The sequence below is a fragment of the Nocardioides sp. ChNu-99 genome, assembly GCF_029493445.1.
In the GTDB taxonomy this organism is placed as follows: Bacteria; Actinomycetota; Actinomycetes; order Propionibacteriales; family Nocardioidaceae; genus Nocardioides.
This window is the reverse complement of sequence record NZ_JAHWBL010000003.1, coordinates 87,155-106,670: the sequence shown is the minus strand read 5'-3', so window position 1 is coordinate 106,670 and position 19,516 is coordinate 87,155. Positions and strand designations below refer to the sequence as shown.

The window sequence follows — 19,516 nt, the reverse complement described above, 5'->3', positions numbered from 1 at the left end:
TCCTCCTCCTGCGGCCGGTCCGCCCGGCCCTCGCGGTTGGGACGCGCGCCGCGGCCCGGCGGTTCCGTACCCCGGGCGAGCACCGGCGAACCCGCCCGCCGGCGTCGGTTAGGGTTCCCTCACGTGCGCCGCCTCCGCCTGCTCCCCGACCCGGAGAGCCCGCCGCCCCCGGTGGTCGACGCCCGGCCCGCCACCGGCGCCGCCCTCCTGCGACGCACGCTGCGCCGCCACCGCGGCCGGCTCGGCGCCGCGTTCGCCCTCATCTCCACCTGGCAGGTCTGCGAGGCACTCGTGCCCGTCGCGATCGGCCTCACGATCGACCGCGCCGTCGCCACCGGCGACCTGAGGAACCTGGCGATCGCGGCGGTCGGGCTGTGCGTGCTGTTCGCGGTGCTGAGCTTCTCCTACCGCTTCGGCTCCCAGGTCGCGTGGCGGGCGATGCAGACGGAGACCCACCGCATCCGCACCGAGGTGGCCGACCACGTGCTCGCGCCCGCCGGGGCCCGCACCGGCGCCCTGCCCGGCGAGGTCCTCTCGTTGGCCACGGCCGACGCCGACGTCGCCACCGCCGTGGTCCGCCAGGTCGCGCAGAGCTGCGCCGCGCTGTGCGGCCTCCTCGTGGCGGTCGTCCTGCTGCTCGCCATCGACCCGCTGCTGGGGCTCGTCGTGCTCGTCGGCACCCCGCTCGTGCTGCTGCTGTCCCAGTCGCTGGCGCCGCGGCTGACCCGCCGTACCGCCGTCGCGCAGGAGCGCATCGCCCGCGCGTCCGGCCTGGCCACCGACGTCGTCACCGGCCTGCGGCCCCTCAAGGGCATCGGCGGCGAGGCGGTCGCGCTGGCCCGCTACCGCGCCGCCAGCGGCGAGGCCGCCCGCGCCGGTGTGGCCACCGCCCGCTCCGAGGGCCTGCTGTACGGCGCCACCGCGGGCGCCGCGATGCTCTTCCTCGCCGTCGTGGCCCTGCTCGCCGGGCTGCGCGCCGTCGACGGCCACCTCAGCGTCGGCGAGCTCGTCGCCGTCGTCGGCCTCGCGCAGTTCCTGGCGGAGCCGCTGCAGATGTGTGCCGCGACGATCGCGGCGCTGGCCGCCTCCCGCGCCTCGGCGGACCGGCTCGTCACCTTCCTCGCCACCCCCGAGCTCGAGCTGCACGGCGAGCGGCCCGCGGGCGCGGGGACCGCCGTACGTCTCGACGACGTCCACGCCGGCCCGCTGACCGGGCTCACCCTCGAGGTCGCGCCCGGCGAGCTCGTCGCGCTCGTGGTCGACGACCCGGCGGCGTCGCGGTCCCTGCTCGAGGTGCTGCGCGCCGAGACCGTGCCGGTGCGCGGCGCGGCCACGCTGGGCGGCGTACCGCTCCACGCCCTCGACCTCGCCGAGCGCCACCGCCACCTGCTCGTCGCGGGCCACCGCGTCGACCTCTTCGAGGGCACGCTGGCCGACAACGTCGACCCGGCCGGCGCACTCGACGGCGCGCGCCGCGACGCCGTGCTCGCCGCCTCCGCGGCCGACGAGGTCGCGGCGCTCGGCCCCGACGGCCTCGCGACCCCCGTCGCCGCCCACGGCTCGAGCCTCTCGGGCGGGCAGCAGCAGCGCGTCGCGCTCGCCCGCGCGCTGGCCGCGGACCCCCCGGTGCTCGTGCTCGACGAGCCGACCACCGCGGTCGACGCCGTCACCGAGCAGCGGGTCGCCGCGGGCCTCGCGGGCCTGCGCCACCCCCGCTCCCGCAGCGGTACGGCGCACCCCGCCGACCCCGCCCGCTCGACGCTCGTCGTCACCTCGAGCCCGGCGCTGCTCGACCTCGCCGACCGCGTGCTCCACCTGCGCGAGGGCCGGGTCGCCGCCGCCGGCACCCACGCCGACCTGCTCGCCACCGACGCCACCTACCGCGACGCGGTGCTGCGATGACCGCTCCTTCTCCTACCCCGGCCCCGGCTCCGATCTCGGACCGCGCGCTGCTGCCCGTCGCTGCGCCGCGCGAGGCGGCGGCGCTGGCGTGGCGGGCGCTGGACGGGCACCGCCGCCCCCTCGTGGTCGCCGCCGTGATGTTCGCGCTCTCGGGTCTCGCGGGCCTCGTCGCGCCGGTGGTGTTCGGCCAGGTCGTCGACGCCGTCGCCGACCCCGGGGACGGCGCACGGGCCGTCGTCGGGTGGGGCGCGGCGGCGATCGCGGTAGCGGCCCTCGTCGAGCTGGTCGCCACGACCGCGTCGGTGACCTTCCTCGCCCGCGCCGGCGAGCCGGCCCTGGCGTCGCTGCGCGAGGACGTTCTCGACCGGGCCCTCGCGCTCGACCACGCGGTCGTCGAGGGCGCCGGCGAGGGCGACCTGCTCTCCCGCGTCGGCGACGACGTGCGCGTGCTGGCCGAGGCGGTGACGACGATCCTGCCGATGCTCGTGCGCTCGGTCGTGGCGATCGCGTTCACGGCCGTCGGGTTCTTCGCGCTCGACTGGCGCCTCGGCCTCGCCGGGCTGGCCGCCCTGCCGTTCTACGCGCTCGGCCTGCGCTGGTACCTCCCCCGCTCCGGCCCCTTCTACCGCGCCGAGCGCCTCGCGAACGGCGAGCGGGCCCAGGCGCTCGTCACCGCCGTGCACGGCAGCGCGACGCTGCGCGCCCACGGCCTCGGCGAGGCCCACCGTCGCCGCGTCGAGGACGCGTCGTGGCGCTCCGCGAGCCTCACCCTGCGCGTGTGGGAGCTGCTCACCCGCTTCGGCCAGCGCACCAACCGCTCGGAGCTCATCGGGCTCCTCATCGTGCTCGGCACCGGCTTCTTCCTCGTGCGCGGCGACCTCGGCGCCCCCGTGAGCATCGGCGCCGTCACCACGGCCGCCCTGTTCTTCCACCGCCTCTTCAACCCGATCGGCGTCATCCTCTTCGTCTTCGGCGAGGTGCAGTCCGCCGGCGCCTCGCTGACCCGCGTGGCGGGCGTCGCCGGCCTGCCCGCGGCCCCCACGCCTCCCGCCGTACCCGCGCCCGGCCCCTCGGTCGGCACGCCGTCCGGCACCCCGTCCGGCACCCCGTCCGGCACCCCCGGTACGGCGACGCTCGAGCTCCGCGGCGTCGGCCACGCCTACGTGCCCGGCCGCCCGGTGCTCGCCGACGTCGACCTGGTGCTCGCGCCCGGCGAGCGGGTCGCCGTCGTCGGCACCAGCGGGGCCGGGAAGTCCACGCTGGGCCAGGTCGCCGCCGGCCGCATCGCCCCGACCCGGGGGTCCGTGCTCGTGGGCGGCACCCCCCTCGCCGACCTGCTCGCGGCCCGCGGTGGCGGCCGCCTGCCGGTCGCGCTCGTCACCCAGGAGGTGCACGTCTTCGCCGGCACGCTGCGCGACAACCTCACGCTCGCCGCCCCCGACGCCGACGACGCCCGGCTGTGGGCCGTGCTCGAGCGGCTCGGCGCCGCCGGGTGGGTGCGCGCACTGGCGGGCGGCGACGCGGGCGGCGGAAGCACGGCCGACGGGACCGCTGCGCTCGACGTCGTGGTCGGCGCCGGCGGCACGCCGCTGACACCGGCCCAGGCCCAGCTGCTCGCGCTGGCCCGCGTCGAGCTCGCCGACCCGCTCGTCGTCGTGCTCGACGAGGCCACCGCCGACGCCGGCTCGACCGGTGTGCGCGAGCTGGAGCGGGCCGCGACGACGGTGACCGACCGGCGTACGACGCTGACCATCGCCCACCGCCTCACGCAGGCGGAGGCCAGCGACCGGGTGCTCGTCATGGCCGACGGGCGGGTCGTCGAGGAGGGCACCCCGGCGCAGCTCGCGGCCGGTGACGGGCACTACGCCCGGCTCTCGGCGGCCTGGCACGCGCGCACCGCCCACTGACCACCCACCCGGCATGCTGGGGGGCGTGCCCGAGCAGAGCGAGACCTCGCCCGCGCCGCGCCTGCGCGTGCTGGTGACCGGAGCCGCCGGATTCGTCGGCCGGCGCCTGGTGCCCGCCCTCGTCGCCGACGGCCACGAGGTGCGTGCGATGACCCGCCACCCCGAGGACTACGCCGGGCAGGGCACCCCGGTCCACGGCGACGTGGACGACCCGGGCACGCTGGCCGAGCCGCTGGCCGGGGTGGACGTCGCCTACTACCTCGTCCACTCGCTCGACGCCGACGACTTCGAGGCCAAGGACGCAGCCGCCGCGCGCGCGTTCGGCCAGGCCGCCGCGGCCCACGGGGTGCGGCAGATCATCTACCTGGGCGGCCTCGGCGCCGACGGTGAGGACCTCTCGCCGCACCTGCGCTCCCGCCGCGAGGTCGAGCACCTGCTGGGCCAGAGCGGCGTGCCCGTCACCGTGCTGCGCGCCGCGATCGTCGTCGGCCACGGCGGCATCTCGTGGGAGATCACCCGCCAGCTCGTCGACAAGCTGCCCGCCATGGTCGCCCCCAGGTGGGTCAAGACCCTGACGCAGCCGATCGCCGTCGACGACGTCACCCGCTACCTCGTCGGGGTCGCGGACCGCGAGGAAGCCCTCGACCGCGTCTTCGAGATCGGCGGGCCCGACCGCCTCGACTACCTGGGGATGCTGCGCGAGGCGGCGAAGGTCATCAAGGGCCACGCGCCGCCGATCCTCCCCGTCCCCGTGCTGAGCCCCCGGCTCTCCTCGCGCTGGCTGTCGCTCGTCACCGACGTCGACACGACGACCGGCCGCAACCTCGTGGACTCGATGGGGGTGGAGGTCGTCGTCACCGACGACTCCATCCGCGAGCTCGTGCCCGGGGAGCCCCTGTCGTACGCCGAGGCCGTCCGCCGCGCGATCGCCGAGCGCGCCGCGGAGCAGGCCACCACCCCGACCGAGAGGTGACCCCGGCGCCGTGACCGCCGACCGCATGCGCACGACCGCCATCGCGACCGTCGTGGCCGGGGCCGTCGTGCTCGCCATGATGCTGCGCACCGAGCCCGGCTCGACCGCGTTCTACGTGGTCACCGTGCTGCTCGCCGCCGTGTGGGCGGGCGGCGCGCTGCTCGCCGGGCCGGTGCGGCTCGGCCGGGTGGGCCCGCCGCCGGGCCGGCCACCCGTCGTCGGACCCTTCCTGCTCGGCCTCGTGCTCGTCGGCGTCTTCGTGCTCGGCGCGCTCGTCGTGCGCGAGATCGGGCCGCTCGACGAGGCCATCCGCCGCGTCATGTCGTTCACCGGCGGCGAGGTGACCATCGGCATCCTGCTCATCACCATGGCCGCCGGCGTCGCCGAGGAGATGTTCTTCCGGGGCGTGCTCTTCGACGTGGTCGAGCGGCACCCGGTCGTGGTGACCACGGTCGTCTACGCCGTCGCCACCGCCGCGACCGGCAACGTCATGCTGGCCTTCGCGGCCCTGCTGCTCGGCGTCGTGACGGCGCTGCAGCGGCAGGCGACGCACGGCATCCTCGCGGGCGCCATCACGCACGTCACCTGGTCGGTCGGCATGCTGTTCGCGCTGCCGCCGCTCTTCCCGCCGCTGTAGCCCCCAGCAGCCCGCCGCGAGCCCGGGGTCCGACCGGGGGTCGGACCGGGGCGGGACCGGGCTCAGCCCGGGGGTGCGGTGGCCCCGTCGCCGACGGCCGCGACGAGCTCCTCGGGCGGCACGATCTCCTCGGGTGCGGGCACCTCCAGGCCGAGCGGCTCGTCCTGCTCCGAGAGCGTGTACGACGCGCTCGTCTCGCCCTCGGCGACGTCGGCGCGCAGCACGTAGGGCTCCCCGGTCGTCGCGACCCACAGCGTCACGGCCGACCCGGCGTCGTCGTCCTCCCGCTCGAGGCGCACGGCCGGCCGGCCGTCGACCTCGTCCTCCTCGCCGACGGTCCAGCCGTCCTGCTCGAAGGCCGTCGCGTCGTACGCGTCGCTGGTGAGCGCCTCGACGCCGCCGGAGCAGAGCGTGCCCAGGCTGGAGACGCCGGCGGTCTCGGAGCCGTCGATCCAGCGGTCCCCGACCAGCTCCTGCAGCGTCGCCGCGGTGGCGGCGTCCAGGCCCGAGGTCTCCCAGTAGTTCGCGCTGGGCCGGTAGAAGAACCGGTCGTCGACGCTCAGCACGGTGGCCTCGACGCCCTGGGCCTCGTAGGTGCCCTCGCACTCGCCGGCGTCGTCGACCCGCAGGTCGAGGGAGAACGCGTCCTCCCCGCCGGTGGGGGCGATGACGATGCGCACCGAGGTGAGGCCGTTCATCGCGGCGTCCACCTCGGCGCCGATCTCGCCGATCGACTTCTCGGCCACGCCGTTGTCCTCGCCGCCGCCATCGCCGTCGTCGTCGCCGCCGACCTGGGTGAGGGCCACCGCGGCGCCGGCCACGACCACCAGGGCCGCGGCGCCGCCGAGGAGCACCTTGCGGTCGGGGACCCGTCGCCGGGTCGGGCTGACCCCGCCGCGCACGAGGGTGACGCCGTCGTCGGAGGGCCGAGACACCTTCACTCGACGTGTTTCAGTGAACGTCTCTTCGACCTCGACGGTTTCCTCCGGGGGCTCAGCCACGGTTTGCTCCGATCGACCGCTCGACGTGGGCCACGTCACCTCGACGCGCCGACGGCGAACGCTACCCGCCGTTCCTGAGGGCCGCCGTACCCGTCCACGGGCTCAGCTCAGGCCGACGTCCACGGAGTCCACGACGCCGCGCTCCTCCGGCACGGGCACCTCGACCTCCGCGTCGTACTCGACCTGGTCGACCACCAGCGGCCGACCGTCGCGCAGGGTCTCGACCTGCACGTAGCGGTGCGGGGTGGTGGCACGCACCCGGGCGGTGGTGGGCCCGTGCACCGGGTCCGTCCGCGAGACCACCAGCACCGGCTCGCCGTCGAGCTCCCCCAGTCCGTCGACGCTGAGGTCGGCGTCGCCGTCGGGCGAGAAGAGGGCGCCGCCGAGCGCGTCGACGGCCGCCTGGCAGGCGAGGCCGACGTCGGTGAGGCCCGAGGCGACGTCGAGCAGCACCCACCGGTCGCCGGCGCGCTCGACGATGGCGGCGGCGTCGGCCGGGGAGTGGCCGAGGGTCTCGAGGAGGGCCTGGTCGAAGGAGGCGTGCACGTCCCCGCCGGTGCGCAGCAGCTCGACGGTGCCGTCGCCGATGCTCAGGGAGCCGGCGCAGTTCGCGTCCGCGTCGACCGCGACCCGGGCGACGACGTCGAGGCCGCGGTGGGTGGTGCGCACGCGGGCCTGCATCGTGGAGACGTCGACCATGTCGGCCAGCACCGCCGCGCCGACCGAGTCGGCGGGCAGCCGGGCGAAGCGCTCGGCCGCCGCCCGGTCGGTCGGCACGCCGGCGCCGGGGACCGGCGTACCGCTCGCGTCCCCTCGCCCGCCCCCGTCACCCGCGCCGTCGCTGCTGCACGCGGCCGTCGCGACCAGGACGACGAGCGCCGTCCCCACACCGGTACGGCGGACCCACCGCCCGCGGGCGCGCCCGGGTCGCGCGCTCATCGCCGGAGCTGCTCCTCGACCCAGACCGGCACGACCTCGCCGGCGCGGCCGTGGCGGGCCTCGTGGAACATCGAGCGGCCCTCGCTGGGCACGAGGTTGAGCTCGAGGGTGTGCGCGCCGTACGCACGGGCGACCTGCACGAACCCGGCCGCGGGGTAGACCGCGCCGGACGTGCCGATGGAGACGAACAGGTCGGCCTCGGCCAGCGCGTCCTCGATCTCCCGCATCCGGTAGGGGATCTCGCCGAACCACACCACGTCGGGGCGCAGGTCGCACTGGCCGCACCGGGGGCACGGCGGCAGGTCGGCGAGGTCCGCCAGCCACTCCGAGCGCTGGGCGCAGCTGCTGCACAGCGCGGACTTCAGCTCGCCGTGCATGTGGATGAGACGGGTGCTCCCGGCGCGCTCGTGGAGGTCGTCGATGTTCTGGGTGACGAGGAGGAAGTCGTCACCCAGGTGCTCCTCCAGCCGCGCGAGGGCGCGGTGCGCCGGGTTCGGCTCGACCGTGGCCAGCGCCTGGCGCCGGGCGTCGTAGAAGGCCTGGACCACCCCGGGCTGCATCTCGTAGGCCTCCGGGGTGGCGACGTCCTCGACGCGGTGCCCCTCCCACAGACCGTCGGAGTCCCGGAAGGTCGGGACACCCGACTCCGCGGAGATGCCCGCCCCCGTCAGCACCACGATGCGCATGACCGCATTCTCCACCCGGTCGCCGTGACCGCCGTCACCGGAGGGTCCGCGTCTCAGCCCTGGCGCGCGATCGTGCCCGCGAGCGCGACGAGGTGGCCCATGCGCGCGAGCTCGGAGTCGAGGAAGTCGGGGCCGCCGCGGCGCCCCACGACGATCTGCTCGCGCTCGCCGAGCGGGACGCCGCACAGCACGTTGATCTCGTCGCCCGGCGCCTCGAGGCGGGCCGGCCGGTCGTGCAGCGGGAACCAGGTCACGGTGCCGGGGGCCGCCCCCGTGGCGTGCACGAGGTCGGCGCTGCCGTCCCGGGCCCGGCGCGAGCGCACCGCCCAGTCGGCGCGGAACGTGATGGGCAGCAGGTCGACCAGGCGGTCGAGGGCCTCGTGGGGGTGGGCCGTCAGGTCCTCCACCGCCTCGAGGTCGAGGAAGAGGTTGCCGCCCGCCGCGTACCGGCTGATCCACACCACCCGCACGCCGTCGAGGGCGTTGCAGGCCGACACGATCGAGTCGGGCATCGCGCCGGGCGCGGTCTCGAGGAGCACGTCGTCGACCGCGGTGCCGTCGCCGCGGTGCTCGACGATCTCGATGGCCTCGATGTCGCCCCCCGCCTCGCCGATCGCGCTCGCGACACGGCCGAGCGAGCCCGGCACGTCGGGCAGCTCCACACGCAGGAGGAAGGGCATCACTCGGGCCTGTCGGTCGGGGTCGGGCGGACGCCACGATAGTGGCTGCCACCCCCGCCCACCCCCGTGTCCGGTGACCGGCCCTCCCCGTGTCCGCGGGCCCGCCCCCGGTGGCTGGCATGATGGCCGCGCTCACCACCCGACCGCAGAGCGGAGACCCATGCGCCGCCGCGCCCTCGCCGCGCTCCTCGCGACCGGCCTGATGCTGGCCGGTTGCTCCGACGACACCGCCGCCGAGCCCGACGAGCCGCACGAGCTGGCGCCGTCGCAGCCGCCGGTGGAGGACCCCGTCGTGACGGTCGACACGTACCCCGCGGTCGTGGACCCCGCCGTCCTCGAGGACGCCCCCGACGCCGGCACCCGCCTCGTCGTCGACGAGGCCGCACAGGTGGCCGTCGCCTGGCCCGACCTGGGGCTCGCCCCCGTCGACACGGTCCTCGCCGAGCGCGTGCGGGCCGGCGTGGCGGCGTACCGCACCGCCCACCCGGCCCCCGCCGCCGGCACGCCGTCGACCAGCGAGCTCAACGGCACCTGGAGCCTCGTGGGCTCGGCGCCCGACGTCGCCGGGGTGCTGCTCGACACCTCCGTGCACGCCGACGGCACGACCACCGACACCTGGGCCACGACCTGGTACGACGCGCGCGACGCCGCCGTCGTGCCCAACTCGGCGCTGCTGGCGGACCCGGCGCGCTTCGCCGACGCGGTCACGGAGGCCCTCGCCGGCCAGGACGCCGTCGACCCCGTCTCGCTGACCACCGTGCTCGCCGCCGGCGTGCCCGTGCTGGCGTTCACGGAGAACGGCGAGCTCTTCGTCGGGTTCGACGGGCACCAGCTGGCCGGGGGCCGCACGGGGCGCATCACCGTCGTGCTGCCCGTCGAGGCGACCGACGAGCTGCTGTCCCCGCTCGGCGAGCGCGCCCGCGACGCCCTCGTCGAGCCGACGCTCCCGCCCGCGCCCGACGGCGCCGTGCCGGCGCCGGGCGGCGAGGCGAGCGGCGGTACGGCGTCCGCCGAGGCCACCGGGACCACCGAGCCCACCGAGCCCACCGGGACCGGGGAGCCGGCCGAGCCCGCCGTGGACTGTGCCGTCGAGCGGTGCGTGGCCCTGACGTTCGACGACGGCCCGGGACCCGGATCGGCCGACCTGCTCGCCGCGCTCGAGGCGGTCGACGCCCCCGCCACGTTCTTCGTGGTGGGCCAGCAGGTCGCGACCTACCCCGACGCCACCGCGGCGATCGCGGCCGCCGGCCACGAGATCGGGGTCCACACCTGGGACCACAAGAACCTGACGCGGCTCGGCGGCCGCCACGTCGAGCGCGAGATCGACCGCACGGCGACCGCGATCGAGGACGCGACGGGCACCGCACCGGTGCTCTTCCGCCCGCCGTACGGCGCGACCGACCCCGGCGTGCTGGCCCGAGCCGGAGCGGCCGGCCTCGCGCAGGTGCTGTGGTCGGTCGACCCCGACGACGCGGCACCGGTCGAGCTGGGCGCGGCGGCCGACGCGGCCGAGCTCACGCGCCGGGTCCTCGATCGCAGCCGCCCCGGCGACGTCGTGCTGCTCCACGAGCAGCGGCCGGCGACGCTCGCGGCGCTGCCCGGCATCGTCGCGGGCCTGCGCGAGCGCGGCCTCGTGCCCGTCACCGTCTCCACCCTGCTCGGCACGCCCGAGCCGGGCGTCACCTACACGCAGCGCCCCACCGGCTGAGGCACAGCCGGCGGCGGGGCGGAGGCGTCAGGGGCGGGCCGCGTCGGGACGGGCCGCGTCGGGACGGGCCGCGTCGGGACGGGCGGACCGCAGCCGGTCGCGCAGGCCGCTGGCGCGCTGCACGTGCCGGGTGGCCGCCGCGGCCAGGGAGGCCTCCGCCCCGACGAGCCGCACCACCCGCTCGGCGCGGGTGACGGCCGTGTAGAGCAGCTCGCGCGTCAGCAGGCGCGACGCCGCGTCGGGCAGCAGCACCGTGACCTCGTCGGCCTGGGAGCCCTGGGCCTTGTGGATCGTCATGGCGTGCATCGTCTCGACCTCGCCGACACGGCTGACCGCGAGGTCGCGCACGCCCTCGGTGGTGGCGAAGACCGCCCGCAGCGACCCGTCGGCGGCGCGCACCACGACCCCGGTGTCGCCGTTGTAGAGGCCGAGCTGCCGGTCGTTGCGCACCACGATGAGGGGCCGTCCGGCGTACGTCCCGCCCGGCACCACGCCCGGGTCGTCCTCCGCCAGCCACGCCTCGACACGGCGGTTGTGGGCGGCGACCCCGTGCGGGCCCGAGCGGTGGGCGCACAGCACCCGGTGGCGGCCCAGCAGTCGCAGCGCCCCGGCGGAGTCGCCCGCCAGGGCGGCGGCGCGGATGTCCCGGGCGAGCGGGTGGAGCAGCGGGCGCAGCCGCTCGTCGAGCGTCGCCTCCGGCCGGGGGTCGTCGGCGGGCGTCTCCCACAGCTCGACGGCGGTGCCGTCCGCGCCCCGCCCCTCCGCGGCGAGCGCCCGGGTGACCGCCACGACGTCGTCGGCCGGGGCGGCCGGGGCGACCGGGGCGGCCGGGACAACTGGTGCGGCCGCGCCGTCACCGAGCCGCAGCGCCGCGGCGAGCCGGCCGATGCGCGCACCGAACCGGTGGGAGGTGCGCAGCCGCACCACCGGTCCGGCGCCGCCGTCCCCGTCGAGCTCGTCGGACCCGGCGAACCCGGCGACGAGGTCGGCCAGCACCGCGCCGGCCTCGACGGACGCGAGCTGGTCGGCGTCGCCGACGAGCACGAGCCGCGCCTGCGGCCGCACGGCCTCGAGCAGCCGCGCCGTCATCGTCAGCGACAGCATCGACGCCTCGTCGACGACCACCACGTCGTGGGGCAGGCGGTTGCCGCGGTCGTGGCGGAAGCGGGTGGAGGACCCGGGCCGCCACCCCAGGAGCCGGTGGAGCGTCGTGGCCTGGACGCCCCGCACCACCTCGTCGAGCGCGGCCCGCTCCGGCGGCGCGAACGCCTCCGCCGAGGCCGCGATGGCCTCGCCGAGCCGGGCCGCCGCCTTGCCGGTGGGCGCCGCGAGCGCCACGCGCAGCGGCGCGCCGGCGGGCGCCTGGCCCGCCAGCAGCACGAGCAGGCCGGCGACCGCGGTGGTCTTGCCGGTGCCGGGGCCGCCGGTGAGCACCGTCGTACGACGGGTCACCGCGTGCCGCGCGGCCTCCCGCTGCTCGGCGTGGGTGGCGGCGGGGAAGACGCGCTCGAGCCCGGCGTCCAGGACCGCGGCGTCGACCGGCGGGGGCGCGGCCTGCTCGCGGGCCAGGAGGTCGGCGGCGACCTGCTCCTCCTCGCGCCGGTAGCGGTCCAGGTGCACCAGCGGCCCCGAGCGGTGCAGCACGCCCTGGGCCACCAGCGCGCTCGCGTCGACGGCCGCGCACCACGCCTCGTGGTCCGGCAGCGCCAGGCGCGGACCCTGGGGCGTCGCCGCGTCCGCCGCCTCCACCACGTCCCGGACCCCGACGAGGTCGAGGCACACGGAACCACCGCGCAGGGCGCGCACGCACAGGGCCAGGGCGAGGAGGGCGTGCTCGTCCTCGGCCGTGCGGCCGGACGCGCCGGCGGCGAGGTCACCGACGCGCCGGGCCACCTGCACGTCCGCGGCGCTCAGCACGCCGGCCGCGTTGAGGTCGCGCAGGAGGCCGGGCCCGGCGGTGCGGGCGAGGCGGTGGTCGTCGGGGCCCTCGGGCTCGAACAGCTCGCTCACGACGCGCCCCCGTCCAGCAGGTCGCTCACGGCCTCGACCAGCGCCACCGGCGGGCGCCAGGAGAAGACGCCGCAGGGCGCGCCGTCGACGACCGGCGTCGCCGGGCCGCACATGCCGCGCAGGTAGAGGTAGAGCACGCCGCCCAGGTGCACCGCCGGGTCGTAGCCGCGCAGCCGCCAGCGCAGGAAGCGGTGGGCGACGACGGCGTACAGCAGCGCCTGCAGCGGGTAGTCCGAGCCGCCCATGGCCGCGTCGAGGGCCGCGGGGGCGTACGCCGAGGCACGCAGCGCCGGCGGTTCGTCCGCCTCGGGCACCGGGCCGAGCCAGTTCGTCTTGTAGTCCACCACCAGGTAGGCGTCCTCGCCGCCCGCGGCCGCGCCGCGCACCCGCAGGAGCACGTCGACGGAGCCGCCGAGGTAGCCCCGCAGCGCCTGGTCGGCCAGCTGTGGGTCGCCGTCGAGCACCTCCGCGTAGGCCCGCACCGGGTCGGCCTGCGGCAGGTGGGCGCGCAGCAGCGGCGCCAGGTCACCCAGGCGCGGGCCGGGCGTGCGGCCGGGCGTGCGGCCCCGCGCGAGGTCGCCGCCCGCGAGGGGCAGCTCGAAGTCGAGCTCGCGCAGCGTGTCGGCGGGCGGCACCTCGCGCAGCGTCCGCCCGGCGGCCAACGGGCCCAGCGACGTGGTCGCCACGGCCTCGAGCGCGCCGACGAGCACCTCCTCGTCGAGACCGGCGACCGGCCACCACGTGCGCTGCTCGGCGACGTGGCCCGCCAGCTCGGCGCCCAGGTCGGGGACGGTGAGGTCCGCGTGCTCGAGCACGCCGTGCACCAGCGAGCCGAACGTGGCGCCGACCGGCAGCGTCGCCATCGGCGAGACCGGGTCCTCCCCCGGCACAACGGCGTCCCGTCCACCCGCGCCCCCTCCACCGGCATCCCCCGGGCGCACGGGCAGGTCCGGCTCGTCCTCGCGGGGGGTCAGCTCGGGTTCGCTCGTCGCGGTGGCCGCGTCGGGTCCCGCCCCGGCGGCCGCCCCGCCGTGCCCCCCGTGGCCGGCGCCCGCGGCGGACAGCGACGAGTACGACGTGCGCCGCCACTCCACGTCGACCTCCCGGTCGAAGGAACGCACGGCCAGCGGCGGCTCGGCCACCGCGGGCAGCACGACGCGGGGCGGCGCGGCCACGGACTCCTCGACGACCGGCCCGCCCGCGGCCTGCAGCGCGCCCAGCCGCGACAGGGCCTCGTCGTCGCCGGGCAGCGCGGCGGGATCGGCGACGGCGCTCGAGCCCGCCGTGCGGCCGAAGAGCACGCGGTGCAGCGGCGCGCCGGGGGCGTTCGTCGTGGGTGCCCACCACGCGACGACCTGCGACTGGGCGCGGGTGAGGGCCACGTAGAGCAGGCGCAGCGACTCCCCGGCCTCCTCCTGCGCGTGCTCGGACAGGCTGCGCGCCCAGTGCGGTCCACTGCGCCCGCCCACGTCGACGGCGCGGCGGCGTACCCCGTCACCGTCGGCCGGCAGGTGGAAGCGCGGCACCGTCGGCTCGCGCACCCAGCGGTCGGCGAGGTAGGGCAGGTAGACCACCGGGTACTGCAGTCCCTTGCTGCCGTGCACCGTCACGAGCTGCACGGCGGCGGCGTCGCTGTCGAGCCGGCGCGTGCGCTCGCTGATGCCCTCGCCCGCGTCGTCGCGCATCTCGCGGCGCAGCCAGGCCACGAGGCCGGCGAGCCCCAGGCTCTCCCCGCGCGCGCCCTCGCGCCCGCCGCGCGCCTCGCCGCGGGAGGCCAGGTGCAGGGTCTCCGCCAGGTGCCGCAGGTCGGTCAGGTGGCGCTCCCCGTCGTCGCGGCCCAGCACGCGGGCGAACAGCCCGTGCCGCACCGCGGCCTCGAAGACCGCCGCCACCCCGCGGCGGCCGAGCAGGGCGGACCAGCCGCGCAGCAGGTCCGCGACCCGCTCGGTGGCGCGGTCGCCGTCGGTGTCGAGCGTCGTCGGTGTCTCGCCCACGAAGCAGGTCAGGGCCGCGGCCCGCACCAGCGCGGAGCGGTGGGGCGCCTCCATGGCCTCGAGCAGCGTGGCCCACTCCTCGGCGGCGGGCGAGGCGAAGACGCTCCCGCCGCCGGCGAACACCGAGCGGACGCCCACCGCGGTGAGCGCCTCCTGCAGCGACTCCAGCTGCCAGCGCGTGTGGGCGAGGATCGCGACGTCGCCGGCCCGGACGGGACGACCGTCCCACTCGGCGCCGGAGGCCAGCAGGGCGGCGACGTCGTGGGCGCAGTCGGCCTCGAGGTGGGGCCGCACGGTGCCCACCCGCAGCGCCCCCCGCGGCCGTGCGCCGGGGTCGACCGTCGTACGCCGGACCACGCGCAGCCGGAACGGGTCGCCGTGCGGGGCGCCCTGGAGGCGGCGCGCCTGGTGGTGGGCCCGCACCGGGCGCACCGTGATGCGCTCGTCCCCGAGCGCCGCGCCCTCGAGCAGCCGCTGCACGGCCGCGACGAGGCCGGCGTCGGAGCGCCAGTTCGTCGCCAGGGTCTGGTGGGTCGTCGCGGTCGCCGCCGCGTCGAGGTAGGTCACCACGTCGCCGCCCCGGAAGCCGTAGATGGCCTGCTTGGGGTCGCCGATGAGCACCATCGTGGCGTGACCGGCGAACGCCCGGTCGAAGACCTGCCACTGCACGGGGTCGGTGTCCTGGAACTCGTCGACGAGCACGACCTTCCAGCGCAGGCGCATGCGCGCCCGGGCCGCGGCGTCGTCGGCCTCGAGGGCGGTGGCGAGCTGGCTGAGCAGGTCGTCGTACCCCAGCAGCCCGGCGCGGCGCTTGCGCCGCTCCAGCTCGGCGCGCACGGCGCGGGCGAAGCGGGTGCGCCGCAGCGCGGGCGCCTCGTCGGCCGGGTGCTCGGGCACGACGAGCGCCTGCGGGTCCCCCACCACCGCGGCGCCGATCTCGCGGGCCTCCGCGACGGTGAACGCCGGGTCGGGGTCGTCGGCGAAGCCCCGCACGTAGAGGTCCTCCACGACCTCGTCGCGCAGGTCGTCCACGTCCTCGACCAGGCGCGCCGAGGGGTCGGTGTCGCCCGCGACGCCCAGGCTGCGCAGCACCTGCTGGCAGAACTGGTGGATCGTCGCGATGGTCGCGCCGTCGAAGTGGGCCAGCGCCGCGCTCACACGCTCCCGCCGCGCCCGCAGCTCGGCGGGGGTGCCGGTGCACAGGAGCGCCACCACCTCGTCCGCCGGGCCCGGGGCCTCGGCGTCGTCGGCGTGCTCGGCCGCCGCCACGCCCTCGCCGGTCGCGGCGGCGAGACCGTCGGCGACCGCCTCGAGCTGGGTGCGCACGCGCTGGCGCAGCTCCTGGCTGGCCGCGCGGCCGAAGGTGACGACGAGCAGCTCGTCGAGGCGGGCGTGGCCCTCCGCGACGTACCGCGCCACCAGGGCGCCGATGGTCCACGTCTTGCCCGTTCCGGCGCTCGCCTCGAGCAGCGTCGTGCCGGTCGGCAGCCGCGGGGCGAGGATGTCGAACTCGTCGACGACCTCGTGCGGCATCGCCGCCTGACCCCAGTCCTCCGCCCCGCTCACAGCGGACCCACCTTCTCCGCGCCCTCGACCAGCGGCGCCCACACCCGCCACGCGTACTGCCCCAGCCGCGTGCGGAACCCCCCGCCCTCGGTGGTCGGCACCCACGTCTCGTCGGGACGCGGCGGGCCCAGCAGCACGTCGACGCCGGCGCGCGGGCCGTGGAGCAGCACGTGCTCGGCCGCGTCGGCCTCGCCCGGCACCTGCGCGCCCCGCTGCGTCACCCACGACCGCGTCACCACCTCCTCCAGGCTGGCCTCGTCACCGTGGCGCTGGCGGTGCAGCGCCTCGGCGTACGCGCAGGCCGTGCCCACCGGCAGGGGCACCGGCTCGCGCATCCCCCGGTCGCGCACGTCCACCAGGTCCCGCAGCCAGCCGAGCGCACGGTGGTCGAGCGGGCCGGCCAGGGCGCGCCGCGGGCCCGCGCGCCCGGCGCGGCCGACGGTGTGGGCGGTGAAGGACTCGTCGGGGTACGCCGCCGCGAGCGCCAGGAGCCGCACCCACGCCGCGATGCGGTGCTTCGCGCGCAGGGAGGAGAACTCGACGGAGACCAGCCGCGAGCCGTGCAGGCCCCCGACGGTGCCGACGAGACGGCGCCCGTCGCCGAGGTCCACGTCGACGTCGACGGTGCGCGGGTCGCCGGCGCGCAGCTCGAGCGTGCCGGCGTACAGGCGGCGCACGTCCGACTCGGCCTGCGCGAGCACCCCCGAGCCCAGGGCCCGGGGCGGCAGCTGGCCGCGGCGGCGCTCGGCCTCGATGGCGTCGCCCGGCGCGACGCCCGCGAGCGCGTCGGCGAGCACGCGCGACCCGACGCCCCACTTCTCGAGCGCGTCGAGGTCGAGCGGCACGGCGTCGGCCACCTCGTCCTCGTCGAAGCGGGTGGCGACGTCGAGCCGGCTGCGCAGGAACTCGCGGGCGGGCGAGACGAGGAAGCGCACGAGGTCGTCGAGCGACACCACCTCGTCCGTCACGGCCGGCAGCGGCGCCGCCAGCAGCGGGTACGGCGCGCGGCGCGGCCCGCGCGCCGCCTCCGCCCCGGCCAGGGCGGCGGTGTCGAAGCTGAAGGGCGGACGGCCCGAGCCGTCCTCGGCCACGACGAGGTTCGAGGGGTGGAAGGGCTGCAGCGGGTGGCGCACCAGCACCGGCTGCTCGACCACCGCCGTGCGCTCCAGGGCGGACAGCAGCTCGCCGAGGGGCACGGCGGGCGGGCGGGGGGTGCCCGTGTGCTCGCCCGCGCCCGTGTAGGTGACGACGAGGTGCTCGGTCGCGGCCATCACCGCGTCGAGGAGCAGCTGCCGGTCCTCGCTGCGCGGGTCCCGCTCCCCGACCAGGGGCGAGCGCGCGAGCACGTCGTCGCCGTCGGTGATGCCCGCGCGGGGGAAGACCCCGTCGTCCAGGCCCAGCAGGCACACCACGCGGTGGGGCACCGAGCGCATCGGCACCAGGGTCGACACCGTCAGCGTGCCGGTGCGGAAGTTCGCGCGCGTGGGGCGCCCCGCCCAGGCGCGGGTGAGCATGGCCCGCACCTCCGGCAGCCCGAGCGGCGCCCGGTCGACGCCCGGGACACCCACCGGCGCGAGCCGGCGCAGCTCGCGCTCGAGCTCGGCCGCCTGCCAGGCGTCGCGGGGCGGCACCGCGGCCAGCGAGGTCACGACCTCGCCGATCGCGGCCACCCACTCCTCCGCCGACGCGGGCCCGTGCAGCCGGTCGAGCCCGTGCTCGAGACGGTCGACGAGCTCGGCGAACCGGCCGGCCAGGTCGGCGTCGCCGCTGCCCACGTCGTCGAGCGGCAGCGCGCTGCCCACCCACCGGGGCACGTCACCGGCCACGGCCACCCCCAGCAGCACGCGGTCGAGCCCGGCGCGCCACGTGTTCTGGGCGACGTGGCCGAGCCCGTAGTCGGCCCGGTGCTCCGCGTCGAAGCCCCAGCGCACGCCGGCGTCGCGCACCCAGCGCTCGACCCGGGACAGGTCGTCCTCGTCGAGGGCGAAGCGGCGCCGCACGACCGGCCGACCGGCCAGGTCGAGCACGTCGGAGGCCGTCACCCGCGAGCCCGCCAGCGCGACGAGGCGCTCCGCGAGGGCGAGCAGCGGGTTGACGCTGGACAGGGCGCGATCGGCCAGCCGGACCCGCAGCCGGTGGGCCGGGTGCTGGTCCGACGCCGAGGCCAGGGGATCGTCGGGGTCCCCCGACGCCAGCCCGAAGCCGGCCTCGACCAGCGGCGCGTAGGCCTCCACGTCGGGGCACATCACCAGCACGTCGCGGGGCTCCAGCGTCGGGTCGTCGGCGAGCAGACCGACGAGCACCTCGCGCAGCACCTCGACCTGGCGGGCCGGGCCGTGGCAGGCGTGCACCTGCACGGAGGTGTCGACCGCGCGGGTGCGCTCCGCCCGCTGCGCCGGGGTGGGCAGCCGGTCGGCCCGCACGTCGGCCTGCAGCAGCGTCAGCAGCGGCGCCGAGGGGGGCGGGTCGGGCACGTCACCGAGCTGCTCGACGCGGGCGTCGAGGCGCGCCAGCTGCTGCTGGAGCTCCCGGGCGTCGCGCCCCAGCGCGGCAAGCAGGGGGTGGCCGACCTCGGCGGTCATGTCCGCGTCGGCGCGGCGCGGCGCCGTGCGGCCCGCGAGGCCCCCCGCCGTACCGCCGGGGCCGCCCGCGAGGTCGAGCCGCGCGGACAGCGCCGGCGAGGCCACCGGCAGCCACAGGTGCACCTCGCGGCGGGTCGCCAGTGCCTCGAGCAGCTCGACCTCCGCGACGGGCAGGCGCGTGTGTCCGAAGAGGGAGAGCCGGTCCGGCAGGTCGAGCCCGTCGTCACCGGAGCGCAGGGCGGTGAGCGTTGCCGCGTGCCGCTCGTCGGGGGCCGGCGCGTCCACGCGCTCGACGACCCGGCGCCACAGCTCGGCCTGCCACCGCAGGTCCTCGGCCAGCACCCCTCCGGCACCGTCGGTGTCGCGCCCCGCCCGCCAGTCGGCGACGAGCGCGGGGCGCTGCGCGGCGTACGACGCGAACGCTCCCGCCAGCCGGCGCGCCACGGCCCACCGTCGGGTACGCCGCAGCTCGCCCAGCTCGGCCGGCTCCCCGGGGGAGAGCACGGCGCCGAGGTGGCGCGCCAGCGGCAGGGCCCACGCCTCGTCGAGGTGGGCGTCGACGGCCTCGAGCACGGGCCAGGCGAGCCGCCCCGGCTCCCACGGGTCGTCGTGCTCGCGACCCAGCAGCACCGAGACGAGGGAGTGGGGGGTGAGGAAGCGGACGCCCGCGCAGACGCCGTCCCCGCCCCGCGGGCCGGTGCCGAGGCGGTGGGAGAGCCGCTGCGTCAGCCACCGCTCGACCCCGCGGGCCGGCACGACGACGACCTCCTCGGCGAAGGGGTCGTCCACCGGCCGCGCGAGCAGCTCGCCGAGGGCGTCGGCGAGCAGGTCGGTGCGCGGCGCGCGGTGGACGGTCAGGCTCACCCGGCGAAGCCTGCCACGCGGCGCCGACGGTCCGCGGGCGTGCCTCCCGCGCCTGGGGACAGTGGGC

General features: G+C 77.7%; 12 protein-coding genes. 5 read left to right on the top strand and 7 right to left on the bottom strand.

What is annotated here, in order from left to right:
• Window positions 1-123: 123 nt before the first annotated feature.
• From KK617_RS02295 to KK617_RS02280, 4 genes are read left to right on the top strand one after another with little or no spacing between them, the layout of a single operon-like run.
• Complete coding sequence (locus KK617_RS02295; RefSeq protein WP_277497786.1) at window positions 124-1,902, top strand: ABC transporter ATP-binding protein; 1,779 nt, start codon at window positions 124-126, stop codon at window positions 1,900-1,902.
• Complete coding sequence (locus KK617_RS02290; protein ID WP_277497785.1) at window positions 1,899-3,809, top strand: ABC transporter ATP-binding protein; 1,911 nt, start codon at window positions 1,899-1,901, stop codon at window positions 3,807-3,809. Before KK617_RS02295 ends, KK617_RS02290 begins: the two co-directional genes overlap by 4 nt.
• A gap of 25 nt (window positions 3,810-3,834) precedes the next feature.
• A complete protein-coding gene (locus KK617_RS02285) occupies window positions 3,835-4,782 on the top strand; it encodes an NAD(P)H-binding protein (protein WP_277497784.1) in 948 nt (315 codons plus the stop codon).
• Between the two features lie 10 nt (window positions 4,783-4,792).
• Complete coding sequence (locus tag KK617_RS02280) at window positions 4,793-5,419, top strand: CPBP family glutamic-type intramembrane protease (protein WP_277497783.1); 627 nt, start codon at window positions 4,793-4,795, stop codon at window positions 5,417-5,419.
• 62 nt (window positions 5,420-5,481) lie between these two features.
• On the opposite strand, the gene KK617_RS02275 is transcribed toward KK617_RS02280, so the two are convergent.
• From KK617_RS02275 to KK617_RS02260, 4 genes are all read right to left on the bottom strand, one after another.
• Complete coding sequence (locus tag KK617_RS02275; protein WP_277497782.1) at window positions 5,482-6,420, bottom strand: hypothetical protein; 939 nt, start codon at window positions 6,418-6,420, stop codon at window positions 5,482-5,484.
• Window positions 6,421-6,522: 102 nt separating this feature from the next.
• Complete coding sequence (locus KK617_RS02270; protein ID WP_277497781.1) at window positions 6,523-7,359, bottom strand: hypothetical protein; 837 nt, start codon at window positions 7,357-7,359, stop codon at window positions 6,523-6,525.
• The gene (locus tag KK617_RS02265; RefSeq protein ID WP_277497779.1) at window positions 7,356-8,045 is read right to left on the bottom strand and encodes an NAD-dependent deacylase; all 690 of its coding nucleotides are present in this window, start codon (window positions 8,043-8,045) and stop codon (window positions 7,356-7,358) included. The genes KK617_RS02270 and KK617_RS02265 overlap by 4 nt, the downstream gene beginning before the upstream one ends.
• Window positions 8,046-8,098: 53 nt before the next feature.
• A complete protein-coding gene (locus tag KK617_RS02260; protein WP_277497778.1) occupies window positions 8,099-8,725 on the bottom strand; it encodes an ACT domain-containing protein in 627 nt (208 codons plus the stop codon).
• Window positions 8,726-8,885: 160 nt separating this feature from the next.
• Here KK617_RS02260 and KK617_RS02255 point away from each other — a divergent pair, with 160 nt between their 5' ends.
• Window positions 8,886-10,433: a polysaccharide deacetylase family protein gene (locus KK617_RS02255; protein ID WP_277497777.1), complete on the top strand. Its 1,548-nt coding sequence runs from the start codon at window positions 8,886-8,888 to the stop codon at window positions 10,431-10,433.
• Between the two features lie 27 nt (window positions 10,434-10,460).
• Here the strand turns inward: KK617_RS02255 and recD are convergent, their stop codons facing one another.
• Genes recD through recC form a run of 3 tightly spaced genes read right to left on the bottom strand, consistent with a single transcriptional unit; the run spans window position 10,461 to window position 19,449 of the window.
• Window positions 10,461-12,443, bottom strand: coding sequence for an exodeoxyribonuclease V subunit alpha (gene recD / locus KK617_RS02250; protein ID WP_277497776.1), 1,983 nt, complete (start codon window positions 12,441-12,443; stop codon window positions 10,461-10,463).
• Window positions 12,440-16,003, bottom strand: a complete 3,564-nt coding sequence (locus tag KK617_RS02245) for a UvrD-helicase domain-containing protein (protein WP_277497775.1) — start codon at window positions 16,001-16,003, stop codon at window positions 12,440-12,442. Before KK617_RS02245 ends, recD begins: the two co-directional genes overlap by 4 nt.
• A complete protein-coding gene (recC, locus tag KK617_RS02240; protein ID WP_277497774.1) occupies window positions 16,000-19,449 on the bottom strand; it encodes an exodeoxyribonuclease V subunit gamma in 3,450 nt (1,149 codons plus the stop codon). The genes KK617_RS02245 and recC overlap by 4 nt, the downstream gene beginning before the upstream one ends.
• Window positions 19,450-19,516: the final 67 nt, after the last annotated feature.